Origin of the sequence: Pseudoxanthomonas sp., assembly GCF_002863005.1 — a bacterium.
Taxonomy (GTDB): domain Bacteria; phylum Pseudomonadota; class Gammaproteobacteria; order Xanthomonadales; family Xanthomonadaceae; genus Pseudoxanthomonas_A.
The window spans coordinates 269820-284904 of record NZ_PKDG01000015.1 but is presented as its reverse complement, the minus strand read 5'-3'; the positions used below and the strand labels follow the sequence as shown (position 1 = coordinate 284904).

Here is a 15085-nt window from a genome sequence, read left to right as displayed (position 1 = left end):
TAATTCGCTGCGAACGTGCAGTTGTCATGCGCACTTCATGGCCGGCGAATAGCCTGCGCGCGACCTTCCGCTCCTTTTCGCCATGCGACCGTCGAAAACCGATCTGGCCCGTGACATCCTGCAGGCCCACACGGGTGCACTGGGCATGCGCGAGCGACGCACGCTGATCCTCTGCAACGGTCGACGCGACCTCGCCGAGCTGGTGCAGTTGCTGGGACAGGATGCACCGCTGCTGGTGCAGCGCCTGGTACAGGCCGGATATCTCGTCGACGGGTCGCGCATGCAGGTCACCGCGCCTGCCGCCGCCGTCGTCGCTTCCGCCACTACTCCAGGACCACGGCGTTCGCTGGTGGCGGCCAAGGTCTACCTGTCGGGCATGCTGGAACTGCAACGCGACGACGGCGCGCGCCATCACCGTGACCGCTTGCAGGCGCGGCTGGACGATGCGGCGATGCTCGACGCGCTCGCCGATGCCTTCCGCTTCCTGGAGGGACGCGTGGCCGCTACGCTCGCCGGACGCATCCGGCAGCGCCTTTTCGAGGCACTGCCCACGGAGGCCCTGCCCCGCATGCACGAGAGCCTGGTCCCGCAGGAAGAAAACGCCTTGCGGTGAACGCGGCTCAGTCCTTCGGCGCGAAGTGCTTGCGCAGGCCGGCCCAGCACGCCTGGTAGTCGCGCTGGCGGTGTGCGGCGTCCACCGCCTGCCGCGTTGGCCGGATCACCGCACGCGTCTCGAACATGAAAGCCATCGTGCCGGTGATGACATCTGGCTTGGACAGATCGGCGCCCGACGCTTTCTCGAACGTCGCCGCATCCGGCCCGTGACCGGTCATGCAGTTGTGCAGCGAAGCGCCGCCCGGCGCGAAACCCTCGGCCTTCGCGTCGTAGACGCCATGGATCAGGCCCATGAACTCGCTGGCGATGTTGCGATGGAACCACGGCGGACGGAACGTGTCCTGCGCCACCAGCCAGCGCGGCGGGAAGATCACGAAGTCCATGTTGCCCACGCCAGGGGTATCGCTCGGCGAGGTGAGCACCAGGAAGATCGATGGATCCGGATGGTCGTAGCTGATCGAGCCGATGGTGTTGAAGCGGCGCAGGTCATAGCGGTAGGGCGCGTAGTTGCCGTGCCAGCCCACCACGTCGAGCGGCGAATGGCCGATGTCCGCGCGCCACAGGTGGCCCTGGAACTTGGCGATCAGTTCGAATTCGCCCTCGACGTCCTCGTAGGCGGCGACCGGCGTTTCGAAGTCGCGCGGATTCGCCAGCCCGTTCGAGCCGATCGGCCCCAGGTCCGGCAGGCGGAGCTGCGCGCCGAAGTTCTCGCAGACATACCCGCGCGCCTCACCGTCAGGCAGTTCGACCAGGAAGCGCACGCCGCGCGGAATCACCGCGATCTGCTGCGGCTCGACGTCGATCACGCCGAACTCGGTGGCGATGCGCAGGCTGCCCTGCTGCGGGACGATCAGCAGTTCGCCGTCGGCATCGTAGAAGTAGCGCCCCTGCATCGAACGGTTGGCGGCGTACAGGTGGATGCCCACGCCGTGCTGGGCTTCCGGCGTGCCGTTGCCGGCCATGGTGTAGAGGCCATCGACGAAATCGGTGGGAGTTTCCGGCATCGGCAATGGCGACCAGCGCATCTGGTCCGGCGACACCGGTCCCGCGCTGAAATCGCTGTGCAGGCGATGCTGCGCGTACGGCGCGAACGTGCCGTGCATCGCCGCCGGGCGGATGCGGTACAGCCAGCTGCGACGGTTTTCGGCGCGCGGCGCGGTGAACGCGGTGCCACTGAGCTGCTCAGCATAGAGGCCGTGCGCCACGCGCTGCGGCGAGTTGCGGCCTTCCGGCAGCGCGCCGGGGATCGCTTCGCTGGCGAAGTGGTTGCCGAAGCCGGTCATGTATCCGCGATCGGGGAGCGTTTTCATCTCGATGCCTTTAAAGCCCCTCTCCCGACGGGAGAGGGGTTGGGGTGAGGGGCGATGGTGAGACGGTCCTGCAGATCGCCTCGGCCACCGCTTCGATCTGCATCAGTACATCGTTGTCCCAGAACCGCAGGACGGTGAAACCGTTTGATTCCAGGAACTGCGTTCGTGAGTGATCGGACGTTTCCGTGTGCTGCGATCCATCCACTTCAATCACCAACTTGACCGATACACAACAGAAATCGACCGTGTAGGGCGGGATGGAATGCTGTCTGCGGAACTTCAAACCCTCGATGCCACCACCTCTTAGGATCGACCACAGTTTGCGTTCCGCATCTGTCGATCGTGCCCGCAGCTCCCTCGCCTGTTCCAAAGCGCGAGTGGCCATCGGAGGCCTGCGGTGGTTCGTCATCCTTGTCCTCCTGCCCCTCACCCCAACCCCTCTCCCGCTGGGAGAGGGGCTTCAGGCGGGAGACTACAGCACCCCGCGCTTCATCTGGTCGCGCTCGATGCTCTCGAACAGCGCCTGGAAGTTGCCTTCGCCGAAGCCTTCGTTGCCCTTGCGCTGGATGATCTCGAAGAAGATCGGGCCCAGCGCGTTCTGGGTGAAGATCTGCAGCAGCTTGCGTTGCTTGGTCTCGACGTCGGCATCGATCAGGATCTTGTTGCGCGCCAGGCGTGCCACGTCTTCTCCATGGTTCGGGATGCGCTGGTCGATCACGTCGAAATAGGTATCCGGCGTGTCGAGGAACTCGACACCCGCTTCGCGCATCTTCTCCACCGTGGTGTAGATGTCGTCGGTGAAGCAGGCGATGTGCTGGATGCCTTCGCCCTTGTAGGCGTCGAGGTACTCGTTGATCTGGCTCTTCGGGTCGCTGGACTCGTTGAGCGGGATGCGCACCATGCCGTCCGGCGCGGTCATCGCCTTGGACAACAGGCCGGTCTTTGCGCCCTTGATGTCGAAGTAGCGGATCTCGCGGAAGTTGAACAGCCGCTCGTAATAGTCCGCCCACTTGGCCATGTTGCCGTGGTAGAGGTTGTGGGTCAGGTGATCGATGAAGGTCAGCCCGAAGCCCTTCGGCATCAGGTCCACGCCGGGCAGGTATTCGTAGTCGGGGTCGTGGATGGTGCCTTGGTCGTCATAGCGGTCGACGATATAGAGCATGCAGTCGCCGATGCCCTTGATGACCGGCGCGGCCACGGCCTTGGTCAGCTCGTCCGCCGCGTCGAACGACTCGGCGCCGTTCTTGAGCGCCTGCACGCGCGCCCATTCGGCCAGTTTCTTCACGCGGATCGCAAAGCCGCACGCGCTGGGGCCGTGTTCGGCAGCGAAGCGGGCAGCGAAGGAATCGGGGTCCTCGTTGATCAGGAAGGTGCAGTCGCCCTGGCGATAGGTGCTGATGGCGCGCGTCCTGTGGCGCGCGACCTGCACGAAGCCCAGCTTGCGGAAGTAATCGTGCAGGTGGTGAGCCTGCCCGGCGGGCGCGGCGAACTCGACGAATTCGAAGCCGTCGATGCCCATCGGGTTGTCGAACGTCGTGGGCTGCATGCCCAGGTTGGGTTGTGCGTTCATGGGGCGTCTCGCTAGGCTTGCGTGGATGCACGCCAATATAGTTTCAGCTGAAACCACCCACAAGTAGCAGCGCAACAATGAGCCAGCCGCCCGACAGCCCGCCCGTCCACGCCGATTTCGACCTCGACCGCCTGTTCTCCTATCGGTTGAGCGTGCTGTCCAACCGGATCAGCAGCGCGATTTCCCGCGAATACCACCGCCGTTTCGGCCTGGCCATCACCGAATGGCGGGTCATGGCCGTCCTGGGCCGCTTCCCGGGCCTGTCCGCCGGCGAGGTCGCCAGCCGTACCGCCATGGACAAGGTCGCCGTCAGCCGGGCGGTCGCCCGCCTGCTGGAACGGGCCCTGATCCAGCGCGAGATCCACGGCGACGACCGGCGCCGCTCGGTGCTGGCGCTGACCGACGAGGGCTTCCGGGTCTACGACGAAGTCGCGCCGATGGTGATCGAGTACCACCAGCGCATGCTGGAGCCGCTGAGCGACGAGGAACGCGCGATGCTCGACCAGTTGATCGACAAGCTGGCCGGCGAGGGCGTGAAGCGCATCGAGGGCTGAGCGGCCCGCTTCCGTAGAGCCGAGCTTGCTTGGCTGCGCGATGCGTGCGAACCCGACAGCAGCAGAGCAAGCTCCGCTCTACGAACAAAAAAACGGCGGCCCATGGCCGCCGTTTTCAATGGATCCCCGCTTGCGCAGGGATGACACATCGGCAAAGGCGCACCCGCGGGGTGCGCGCCGATGCGTCACTTCACGCCGTGCATCAGCTTCTGGATCAGCGGCGCGATCAGGAACAGCAGCGCGCCCGGAATCACCAGCGCCCAGAAGCCGAACGTGTAGCCGCTCAACGCGGACTCCACGTTCATGCCACTCTCGCCGCTGACGTGACTGGCGAAGATGCCGGAAAGATTGTTGCCGATGCCGGTGGACAGGAACCAGCCACCCATGCCGAAGCCGACCAGGCGCAACGGCGCCAGCTTGGTCACCATCGACAGGCCGATCGGCGACAGGCACAGCTCACCGATGGACTGGATCCAGTACACCGCGAACAGCGTCCAGAAGGGAATCTTGCCGAAGCCGTCCACCAACGTGGACAGCGCAAACATCAGCAGCAGGAATGCCAGGCCATTGAAGATCAGGCCTAGGCCGAACTTGCGGGGAATCGACGGATTCGCGCGCCCCATTTTCACCCACAGCCAGGCCATGATCGGCGCAAGCGTGATGATGGCCACCGAGTTCACCGACTGGAACCAGCCCACCGGGAAGATCCAGCCGCCGAAATCGCGGTTGACGATCTTGTCCGCCAGGAAGCTGAAAGAGCTGCCCGCCTGTTCGAAGAAGCACCAGAACAGCACGTTGAACGCGAAGATGATCAGCATCGCAATCACCATGTCGCGCTGCTTGGGTCCGTTGCGGATACCCTCAACCAGCAACAGGATGCCCAGACCGATGAACATCGCGGTCAGCACCCATTGGAGCGTGCTGGCGCCAAGGCGCAGCAGGAAGTAGATGACCGGGATCGCAAGCACCGCACCGATCGCCGTCAACAGCACCCTGCCCTTGCCCTCGCCACCGGCAGGTGGCGTACCTACCCCTTTCAACTGGCTGCGACCAAACCAGAACCACACCAGGCTCACCAGCATGCCGATACCCGAGGTGATGAACACCACCTTGTAGGCCGGCATACCCTCAGCGCCGAATACCTTCTCGGCCAGCCAGCCGGTGAGCAGCGGCGAGACCATGGCGCCCAGGTTGATACCCATGTAGAACAGGGTAAAACCCGAATCGCGGCGCTCGTCGCCGGTGGTGTAGAGCTTGCCGACCATCGTCGAGATGTTCGGCTTGAAAAGGCCGTTGCCCGCGATGATCGTGGCCAGACCCAATTGGAAAATGTTCTCGTTGGGCACCGCGATCATGAACAAACCTGCCGCCATGATCACCGCGCCCACCAGGATCGAGCGTTGATAGCCGATCACGCGATCCGCTACGTAACCGCCGAAGATCGCCGCGGCGTAGACCAGCGCCAGATATGCACCGTAAATCTGGTTGGCGGGTGCCTCACCCGTGCCACTCCCTCCGTGGAACTGGGCCACGATGTAGAGCACCAGTGCCCAACGGATGCCGTAGAACGCGAAGCGTTCCCAGAACTCGGTCATGAAGAGCATCCACAACGGACGCGGATGGCCCATGACCTGGGCGTAGTCGGGAACGTGCCCCGGTTGCGTATCGACGGCTCCGCTCATGCGGGCTCCCCCTAGAAAAGTGGTTCAGGATTTCGGTTTCCCCTGCAACGAGCGCAGGGGACGGGCGAGGATCACCGACCCGGCGGGCCCTCGTCAAATCGCTGAAACGCCGGTGGTGTAGCAGTCGCCTTGCCTGTTCAGCGAGTCAATCCACTGATTTCCAAGGGATTTCTATCCGGCCCACCCCGCTCTCCCATCAGCGATCGGGGCCGATCGACGTGCGCACGTCGAACAGTTCCGGGAAGAACGTCAGCTCCAGCGCCTGGCGCAGGAAGCCCACGCCGCTCGAGCCGCCGGTGCCGCGCTTGAAGCCGATGATGCGCATCACCGTGCGCATGTGGCGGAAGCGCCACAACTGGAACTGGCTTTCCAGATCCACCAGGTCCTCGCACAGCGAGTACTCGCGCCAGTAGCGGTCTGTGTCCTCATAGATCGCTTCGAACACCGGCAGCAGCGCGGCGTCGGCGGCGTGCGACTGGCGCCAGTCGCGCAGCAGGTGCTGCGGGGGGATCCCGTGGCCCCAGCGGGCGAGGTACATCAGGAATTCGTCGTAGAGGCTGGGGGCGTCGAGCACGGCCTCCAGCCCGGCATGGCCCTCCGGGTCATGGGCGAACACCTTCAGCATCGCCGCATTCTTGTTGCCGAGCAGGAATTCGATGGTGCGGTACTGCAGCGACTGGAAACCCGACGACGGGCCCAGCAGGTCGCGGAAGCCCATGTACTCGGACGGGGTCAGCGTTTCCAGCACCGACCACTGCTCGGTCAGCTGGCGCAGCACCTGCTTGGCGCGCGCCATCACCTTGCGGGCCTGCCAGACCTGGTCGCGCTGGAGGAAGCCGATCGCCGCCTGCAGCTCGTGGATCATCAGCTTCATCCACAGCTCCGAGACCTGGTGCTGGACAATGAACAGCATCTCGTCGTGGTGCGGCGGGTCCGACACCGGGTGCTGTGCAGACAACAGGCGGTCCAGCTGCAGGTAGCCGCCGTAGCTCATCCGGCCGGACAGGTCGGTGTGGATGCCTGCTTCCAGCGGGCGTTCGTTCTTCTCTACGGCCATCCGTCGTTCAACCGGTGCACCACCCAAGCGGCGGCGGGGACGCCAGCGTAACCGATGCCGGTCGACGGCCCGGGCGATGCGACGGGAAACCGGCGCCCGTGTCACGCCCATGCAATGCGCGTACCACAGGCTTGGGCTACATTGCGTCGGCCGGGGGCGGCATCGCTCCCGCGGGGGTCGGCGTCCAATCCACTGAGGGAGAACCCGTTACATGGAAATGCCACGGGGCCGCGTCGCGGCCGTGCTCGCGTCTTTCGCCTTGCTGTTCGCCGCTTCGTCGGTACAGGCACAGGTGGTCATCAGCCAGGTCTACGGCGGCGGCGGCAACAGCGGTGCCACGCTGAAGAACGACTTCATCGAGCTGCGCAACAACGGCCCCACTGCGGTCGACCTGACCGGCTGGAGCGTGCAGTACACCTCCTCCGCAGGTACCACCTGGAGCGGGCGCACCAACCTGACGGGCACCATCCCGGCCGGCGGCTTCTACCTGGTCCAGCAGGCGCAGGGCGCCGGCGGCACGGTGGACCTGCCCGCGCCTGACGCGGTGGGCACCATTGCGATGAGCGGCACCGCCGGCAAGGTCGCGCTGAGCCGCAGCACCATGGCGCTGACGGGCGCCTGCCCGACGGCCGATGCGAACGTGGTCGACTTCGTCGGCTTCGGCAGTGCGGCCAACTGCTTCGAAGGCAGCGCGCCGACCGGCACGCTCAGCAACACCACCGCGGCGCTGCGTGGCGGCGACGGCAGCATCGACACCAACAACAACGGCGCCGACTTCGCGGTCGGTGCGCCGAATCCGCGCAACAGCGGCGCCGAGCCGCCGGAACCACCCGATCCGCCGCTGGCGCTGACCATCGCGCAGATCCAGGGCAACGGCCTGCTGTCGCCGCACAACGGCAAGCGCGTGGTGACCGAAGGCATCGTCACGGCGATCAAGTTCAACAACGGCTTCTTCCTGCAGGCCGCCAACGACGACGGCGACCCGGCCACGTCCGAAGCCGTGTTCGTGTTCACCAGCAGCGCGCCGCCCGCCACCGCCGCCGTCGGCAACCGCGTGCGCGTGACCGGTACGGTCGAGGAATTCACCCCGTCGTCCAATCCGCACCAGCTGGCCATCACCGAGATCGTCACCCCGACGCTCGAGGTACTGGAAACCGGCGTCGCCCTGCCCGCCGCGATCGAGCTGACCGCCGCCGAGCTGGGTCCGGACGCCCTGCCCGGCACGCTGGAACGCCTTGAAGGCATGCGCGTCAGCGTGGCGCAGTCGGTCGTGATCGCCCCCTCCGGCGGCAGCATCGACGAGAACGATGCACTGTCCTTCAGCGACGGCGTTTTCCACGTGGCGCTGCCCGGCGTGGCGCGTCCGTTCCGTGAGCCCGGCATCGCCGTGATGGATGCCATCACCCTGCCGGCCGGCAAGAACCCGCCGCGCTTCGACACCAATCAGGAACGCCTGATGGTGCGCAGCCGCGGCCAGGTCGGCGCGTCGCCGCTCTCGGCCGACACCGGCGCCGACGTCGCCGGCCTGCTCGGCGTGCTCGACTACTTCGCCGGCACGTGGGCGCTGCTGCCCGACGTGGCCACGCCGCCGACGGTCACCGGCGGCATGGCGCCGGAAGCCGTCAACGATGCCGCCTACGATGAGGTCACCGTCGGCAGCTTCAACCTGCTGCGACTGTTCGACGAGGTCAACGACAGCAACGGTGCGGTGACACTGACGCCGGAAGCGCTGGACAAGCGCCTGGCCAAGGCGGCGCTGGCGATCTGCGACTACCTGAAGACCCCGGATATCCTGGGTGCGGTGGAAGTGGAGAACCTGCGCGTTCTGCAGCTGCTGTCCGAGCGCATCGACGCGACCTGCGCCACGCGCCCGGGCTACGTGCCGTACCTGCAGCCGGGCAACGACGTGGGCGGCATCAACGTCGGCTTCCTGGTCAGTTCGCGCCTGACCGCGGACGGCATCGCCCGCGTGGAAGTGCTGGACGTCGCGCAGTTCGGCAAGGAGACCACCATCGCCAACCCGAACGGCACCACCAGCCTGCTCAACGACCGTCCGCCGCTGCGCCTGCGCGCCCGCGTTCACCAGGACGGCACGTCGAGCTACCCACTGACGGTCGTCGTCAACCACCTGCGCTCGCTCAACGACATCAACGACACCCTGCCCGGCAGCAGCGGCTGGGCGACCGGCGGCGAACGCGTGCGGGTGAAGCGCGGCGCCCAGGCGGTCTACCTGGCCCAGCTGGTGCAGGAGATGCAGCAGGCGAACCCGGACGAGAAGATCGTGCTGGTCGGCGACTTCAACGCGTTCGAGTTCAACGACGGCTATGTCGACGTGATGGGCATCATCAAGGGCGAAGCCGCGGCGGAAGACCAGGTGCTGACGTACATGCCCAGCCCGTTGAGCGTGCCGCTCGTGGACGGCTCCCAGCTGATCGCCGATCCTGCGCAGCGTTACTCGTATTCGTTCGAGGGCAATGCGCAGACGCTGGACCACGTTCTGGTCAACGAAGCCCTGGTGATGGACGTCGGCCTGCGCGTGGACCATGCGCGCATCAACGCGGACTTCGGCGTGGACAACTTCGGCGATGCCACGCTGGCCCTGCGTTCGTCCGACCACGACCCGGTGCGCCTGAGCATCCGCGTGCCGTCCTTCGCCCGCGCCGACCTGTCGGCCACCGTCGGCGCAGACCGCACCACCGCCAACGTGGGCGAGACCGTCCGCTACACCGCCACGGTGCGCAACGCCGGTCCCGGCGCGGCATCGCCGGCGGCCTTCGCCTTCGTGTTCTCGGCCGAACTGTCGCCGTCGCTGGCCACGCTGCCGGCCGGCTGGAGCTGCGCGGCACCGGAAGTCTCCGCGGGCACCACCCGCGTGGCCTGCACCGTGCCGGCGCTGGCGGTCGGTGACGAAGCGACCTTTGCCCTCGACGCCGTCGTCCCCGCCAGCGCAGCGGGTGCCACGCTCGGCCTGGGCGTGTCGGCCAATTCGACCGTGCTCGACCCGACCAACGGCGACAACACCGCCGCCGTGTCGGTGGCCGTGGCCGCGCTGCCGCAGACCCGCGCCGACCTGTCGGTGCAGCTGCTCGGCGCCGCCCTGCCGCTGCGTCGCGGCACCATCGCCACGCTGCTGGTGCCGGTGCGCAACGCCGGCCCCGATGCGGCCGAGCAGGTCACCGTGCGATTGACCAGCAACGTCGATGCCCGCTACGCCGCCGTCGCCGCCCCCAGCGGCTGGAGCTGCACGCGCGTGCAGGACACCACCGACGGCGCCGCCGCCGACTGCACCCGTCGTGGCGCCATGCCGCGCGGCGTGCAGACGCTGGCCTTCGCCCTGGTGGTGCCGGGCAAGCCGAAGCGCGGTACGGAACTGGAGTTCGACGCCACCGTCAGCAGCACGACGACGGACCCGAACCCCGCCAACAACCACGACCGGCTGGTCCAGCGCATCCGCTGAACTTTCCCGCCATCGTGGGGTCCACAGGGGCGCGGGCGACCGCGCCCCTTGTCGTTTGCGCAGCCCGCGACGCGGATCACGTCCGGCCCACGCCGGCTGCAGGCAGGCTGACACCGAACGACACCCGGGCAAGCGCCTGTTTCCGCACCGGTTTCTCCGCGCAGCCACCTGCCATGCACCCCCGTCTTGCTGCATTGCACGACGGCCGCCAGCCCCATCGCTCCTAAAATTACATTTGAAACCAATTCCGCCGGCTGACGAGAACACCGTCCAGATGACCACCGCCGCAAGCTTCGAGATCGAATACCTCCAGTACCTGGGCCCCGACGGCACCCTGGTGCGCAACGACCTGCCCGAGGCCGGGCGCGATGTCGCCCGCCTGCGCGAGCTGTTCAAGCAGATGCTGTTCGTGCGCACGTTCGACACCAAGGCGATCGCCTTGCAGCGCACCGGCAAGCTGGGCACCTACGCCAGCTGCCTCGGCCACGAGGCCACCCATGTGGGCATCGGCGCCTCGATGCGCACCGGCGACGTCTACGCCCCCAGTTACCGCGAGTACGGCACCATGTTCATGCGCGGCGTGAAGCCGCGCGACGTACTGATGTACTGGGGCGGCGACGAGCGCGGCAGCGACTTCGACCGCGACAGCGATGCGCGCATCGATTTCCCGTTCTGCGTGCCGATCTCCACCCAGTGCCTGCACGCCGCCGGCGCGGCGCTGTCTTTCAAGCTGCGCAAGCAACCGCACATCGCGGTGGCGACCTGCGGCGATGGCGGTTCGTCGAAGACCGACTTCTACGCCGCGCTGAATTCCGCAGGCGCCTATGAGCTGCCGCTGGTGCTCGGCGTGATCAACAACGGCTGGGCGATCTCGGTGCCGCGCAGCGCGCAGACCGGCGCGCAGACGCTGGCGCAGAAAGGCCTGGCCGGCGGCCTGCACTGCCTGCAGGTGGACGGCAACGACCTGATCGCCGTGCTCGAGGGCATGCGCCGCGCCAGCGAGCGCGCCCGCAAGGGCCAGGGCGGCACCGTGATCGAATTCGTCACCTACCGCCTGTCCGACCACACCACCGCCGACGACGCACGACGCTATCGCGATGACGCCGAAGTGAAAGCCGGCTGGGAACGCGAACCGATGACGCGCCTGCGCACCTGGCTGACCGCGCAGGGCGCGTGGAGCGAAGCCGACGAGGCCGCATGGAAGGAAGAGTGCGGCGTGCGCGTGGACGAAGAGGTCAACAGCTACCTCAACACACCAGTGCAGCCGGTCGAGGCGATGTTCGACTACCTGTACGCCGATCCCCCACCGGAACTGCTGCAGCAACGCGCCGCCGCGATCGCCGCGGAGGGCCGCCCATGAGCACCGTGATGAAGCCCGAGAACAAGACTGTGGGAGCGACGTCAGTCCCGAAGCAGGACGCCGCGGCGACCCCGACCGCGATCACCCTGATCGAAGCCATCACCCAGGCGCTGGCATGGGAGATAGCGCACGACGAATCCGTGCTGGTGCTGGGCGAGGACGTGGGCGTGAACGGCGGCGTGTTCCGCGCCACCGCCGGCCTGCAGCAGAAGTTCGGCCCGGAGCGCGTGCTCGACACGCCGCTGGACGAAACCACCATCGCCGGCCTGACCGTCGGCCTGGCGGCGCAAGGCATGAAGCCCGTGGCCGAAGCGCAGTTCGACGGCTTCGTCTACCCGATGGTCGACCACATCATCTGCCACGCCGCCCGCCTGCGCACCCGCACGCGCGGCCGCCTGCACTGCCCGATGGTGCTGCGCGTGCCGTGGGGCGGCGGCATCCGCGCGCCGGAGCACCACAGCGAAGCCAACGAAGCGATCTTCACCAACGTGCCGGGCCTGCGCGTGGTGATGCCGTCCTCGCCGCAACGCGCCTACGGCCTGCTGCTGGCCGCGATCCGCGATCCGGACCCGGTCATCTACATGGAGCCCAAGCGCATCTACCGCCAGTACAAGGAAGTGGTCGCCGACGACGGCGAAGCGCTGCCACTGGACGTGTGCTACGTACTGCGCGACGGTACCGACGTGACCCTGGTGACCTGGGGCGCGCAGGTGAAGGAAGCGCTGGAAGCCGCCGACAAGCTGGCCGGCGAAGGCATCAGCGCCGAAGTCATCGACGTGGCCACGCTGCGTCCGCTCGACTTCGACACCATCGCCGAATCGGTGGCCAAGACCGGCCGCTGCGTGATCGTGCACGAGGCCCCGCGCACCGCGGGCTTCGGCGCCGAGATCGCCGCGCGCCTGGCCGAACACTCGATGTACGACCTGCTGGCCCCGGTCGAACGCGTCACCGGCTACGACACCCACATCCCGCTGTTCCGCCTGGAAATGAAGTACCTGCCCAGCGTCGACAAGATCGTCGCGGCGGCGAAGCGTGCGATGGCGAACGGCTGACCGCGCGTCGGCCCAAGAAACGACTACGAAGAGACCTCCGAATGAGCGAGAGCAAGACGTTCCACCTGCCCGACCTGGGCGAAGGCCTCCCGGACGCCACCATCGTCGAATGGTTCGTCAAGGAAGGCGACGTGATCCGGCTGGACGAACCGCTGGTGTCGATGGAGACCGCGAAGGCCGTGGTCGAAGTGCCCTCCCCGGTGTCCGGCAGGGTGGTGAAGCTCGCCGGCGCGGCGGGCGACGTCGTCATCACCGGCAGCATGCTGGCCGTGTTCGAGCCCGATGCCAGCCTGCCGCAGCGTGCGGAGGGCCAGGACACCGGCCATCACCACGGCCCGCCGAAATCCGCTTCTGTGGGAGCGACGTCAGTCGCGACCCCTGCAACCGGATCCCCTGTCGTCGCGACTGACGTCGCTCCCACGGAGACCGACGCCGGCACCGTGGTCGGTGCCATGCAATCGTCCAACGCCGTGCACGCCGAGCAGGCGATCGCCGTGGGCGGCGTCAAGGCCATGCCCGCCGTACGCGCGATGGCAAAGAAGCTCGGCGTCGATCTGTCGCGCGTCCGCGCCACCGGTGCCGATGGCGCGGTGACGATGCAGGACGTGAAGCAGGCCGCGACCGACGGTACCGCGCACGGCGCGACGGCGCCCGCACCTGCCGCCATGCGCAACGTTGCTCCCGCTGCCGCACCGGCACCCGTCGCGACCCCGCAGCGCACTGCGCTGTCCGCCAGCGGCAAGCCGATGCGCACGCAGCCACCGGGCGTGTCGGTCAGCGGACAGCCGGAACAACTCAAGGGCGTGCGCCGGAACATGGCGCGCGTGATGGCCGATGCGCATGCCAAGGTCGTGCCGACCACGCTCAGCGACGACGCCGACGTGCATGACTGGACGCCCGGCAACGACATGACCGGCCGCCTCGTCCGCGCCATCGTGCGCGCCTGCAAGACGGTGCCGGCGATGAACGCCTGGTTCGATGGCGAGAAGCTCACCCGCACGCTGCACCCGCATGTCGACATCGGCATCGCCGTGGATACCGATGACGGCCTGTTCGTCCCCGCGCTGCGCAATGCGGACCTGCTGGAGGCCGGCGGCGTGCGCGAGAGCATCAACCGCCTGCGCGCGCAGGTGGAAGACCGCAGCATCCCGCCGTCTGAGCTGACCGGCTACACGATCTCGCTGAGCAACTTCGGCATGTTCGCCGGCCGCTACGCCACCCCGGTGGTGGTGCCGCCCTGCGTGGCCATCGTCGCCGCCGGTCGCGCGCGCCACCAGGTCACGCCGGTGATGGGCGGCTTCGAATCGCACAAGGTGATCCCGCTGTCGGTGACGTTCGACCATCGCGCCTGCACGGGCGGCGAAGCGGCGCGCTTCCTCAAGGCATTGATCGACGACCTGGCCCTGCCCCAGTAAAGCGGCCGTCGCAAGGGATGAGCGACGCAGGGTTTCGTCGCTCAATCCTCCAGTGGGCAAGCGCTGTGGTGAGAGGACAACGCGCGACCGCGAAGCGTGGCAGGATGCCGCCGTGATCCCACCGCAGGAGTCGCCATGAGCCACCGCAGCCGTCTCGCCGGTTTCATCATTGACAGCCAGGTCGACGACCTGCCCGCCGCCTCCGCCTTCTGGAGCGCCGCCCTGGGGTTGAAGGTCACCGATCCCGACGACGGCGGCCTGGGCATCTACGACAAGTTCGAGCCCGGCCCGGGTGGCCTGCATATCGAAGTGCAGAAGGTGAAGCATGACGCGCGCGTGCACCTCGACATCGAGACCGACGATATCGAGGCCGAAGTCGCGCGGCTGGAAGCGCTCGGCGCCAGGCGCATCCAGCACGTACGCAACCGCTGGTGGGTGATGGAAGCGCCCACCGGCCATCGCTTCTGCGTGGTGCCGATGGACGAAGGCAGCCCGCGCGGCAGACCCAACCGCTGGCCCTGAGGCGCCTTCAGCGCGTCAGCCTGGCTTCGTCTTTCCAGAAGGCAAGCAGGCGCGTCAGGCCCGCAGAGTCGGCGGACTCGTCTTCCAGCCACGGAATCTCGCGACGCCACTGCGACTGGCTGAGCTGCTGCACCAGCGTCTGCGGTGCGGTGGCGAAACCCATATGCCAACGCTGGAACTGGCGTTTTTCCACCCTGCCCTGCTCCAGGATCTCCAGCCGCTGATGCTGGCTGGCGCGCGCGATGCGGGCGTAGATCTGCTCCACGTCGGCACGTGCGCCTTCCAGGTACTGCACGAAGCGCTGCCCACCGTACAGGAGCGCACCGGTCACCTCGGCGAGTTCATTCGCCACGCGCGCATCCAGCAGCAGCTGGTCGAGATCGGCCGCATCCAGCGGGCGCGTGGCCTGGCTCTGATAGACCAGGGCATGAAGAGGGGCCACGTGCGTTCCGGTATTGGGAAAGGACACGCAGCATAGCGCAGCGAATCAC

The 15085-nt window shown here is 67.2% G+C and carries 13 protein-coding genes; 7 read left to right on the top strand and 6 right to left on the bottom strand.

Annotated elements, in window-relative coordinates:
- Positions 1 to 82 precede the first annotated feature (82 nt).
- Positions 83 to 613, top strand: coding sequence for a hypothetical protein (locus CYU89_RS06240; protein WP_296279432.1), 531 nt, complete (start codon positions 83 to 85; stop codon positions 611 to 613).
- A 7-nt stretch (positions 614 to 620) separates the two neighbouring features.
- Here CYU89_RS06240 and hmgA read toward each other — a convergent pair whose 3' ends face one another.
- The 3 genes from hmgA to hppD all read right to left on the bottom strand — a co-directional run bounded on the left by hmgA (position 621) and on the right by hppD (position 3495).
- Entirely contained in the window at positions 621 to 1925 is a 1305-nt protein-coding gene (hmgA, locus tag CYU89_RS06235) for a homogentisate 1,2-dioxygenase (RefSeq protein ID WP_296279430.1), read from the bottom strand.
- A 10-nt stretch (positions 1926 to 1935) separates the two neighbouring features.
- Entirely contained in the window at positions 1936 to 2334 is a 399-nt protein-coding gene (locus CYU89_RS06230) for a DUF559 domain-containing protein (RefSeq protein WP_296279428.1), read from the bottom strand.
- A 63-nt stretch (positions 2335 to 2397) separates the two neighbouring features.
- Complete coding sequence (hppD, locus tag CYU89_RS06225) at positions 2398 to 3495, bottom strand: 4-hydroxyphenylpyruvate dioxygenase (protein WP_296279426.1); 1098 nt, start codon at positions 3493 to 3495, stop codon at positions 2398 to 2400.
- A 77-nt stretch (positions 3496 to 3572) separates the two neighbouring features.
- Between hppD and CYU89_RS06220 the strand changes: the two genes are divergently transcribed.
- Positions 3573 to 4049 (top strand): MarR family transcriptional regulator, encoded by a 477-nt coding sequence (locus tag CYU89_RS06220; protein WP_296279425.1) that lies wholly within the window; start codon positions 3573 to 3575, stop codon positions 4047 to 4049.
- Positions 4050 to 4234: 185 nt separating this feature from the next.
- Here the strand turns inward: CYU89_RS06220 and CYU89_RS06215 are convergent, their stop codons facing one another.
- Both CYU89_RS06215 and CYU89_RS06210 read right to left on the bottom strand, forming a co-directional pair.
- Entirely contained in the window at positions 4235 to 5731 is a 1497-nt protein-coding gene (locus CYU89_RS06215; protein WP_296279423.1) for an oligopeptide:H+ symporter, read from the bottom strand.
- A 196-nt stretch (positions 5732 to 5927) separates the two neighbouring features.
- Complete coding sequence (locus CYU89_RS06210) at positions 5928 to 6788, bottom strand: tryptophan 2,3-dioxygenase family protein (protein WP_296279421.1); 861 nt, start codon at positions 6786 to 6788, stop codon at positions 5928 to 5930.
- 211 nt (positions 6789 to 6999) lie between these two features.
- On the opposite strand from CYU89_RS06210, the gene CYU89_RS06205 reads away from it, so the two are divergent.
- From CYU89_RS06205 to CYU89_RS06185, 5 genes are all read left to right on the top strand, one after another.
- Positions 7000 to 10245, top strand: a complete 3246-nt coding sequence (locus tag CYU89_RS06205; protein WP_296279419.1) for a lamin tail domain-containing protein — start codon at positions 7000 to 7002, stop codon at positions 10243 to 10245.
- 274 nt (positions 10246 to 10519) lie between these two features.
- Positions 10520 to 11605: a pyruvate dehydrogenase (acetyl-transferring) E1 component subunit alpha gene (gene pdhA, locus CYU89_RS06200; RefSeq protein WP_296279418.1), complete on the top strand. Its 1086-nt coding sequence runs from the start codon at positions 10520 to 10522 to the stop codon at positions 11603 to 11605.
- Between the two features lie 8 nt (positions 11606 to 11613).
- Complete coding sequence (locus CYU89_RS06195) at positions 11614 to 12657, top strand: alpha-ketoacid dehydrogenase subunit beta (protein WP_296279826.1); 1044 nt, start codon at positions 11614 to 11616, stop codon at positions 12655 to 12657.
- A gap of 41 nt (positions 12658 to 12698) precedes the next feature.
- Complete coding sequence (locus tag CYU89_RS06190; RefSeq protein WP_296279416.1) at positions 12699 to 14072, top strand: dihydrolipoamide acetyltransferase family protein; 1374 nt, start codon at positions 12699 to 12701, stop codon at positions 14070 to 14072.
- A 135-nt stretch (positions 14073 to 14207) separates the two neighbouring features.
- Positions 14208 to 14594 carry a VOC family protein gene (locus CYU89_RS06185; RefSeq protein ID WP_296279414.1) on the top strand — a complete coding sequence of 129 codons (387 nt, stop codon included), beginning with the start codon at positions 14208 to 14210 and terminating at the stop codon, positions 14592 to 14594.
- 7 nt (positions 14595 to 14601) lie between these two features.
- Here CYU89_RS06185 and CYU89_RS06180 read toward each other — a convergent pair whose 3' ends face one another.
- Positions 14602 to 15036, bottom strand: a complete 435-nt coding sequence (locus CYU89_RS06180) for a BLUF domain-containing protein (RefSeq protein ID WP_296279413.1) — start codon at positions 15034 to 15036, stop codon at positions 14602 to 14604.
- Between the last annotated feature and the right edge of the window lie 49 nt (positions 15037 to 15085).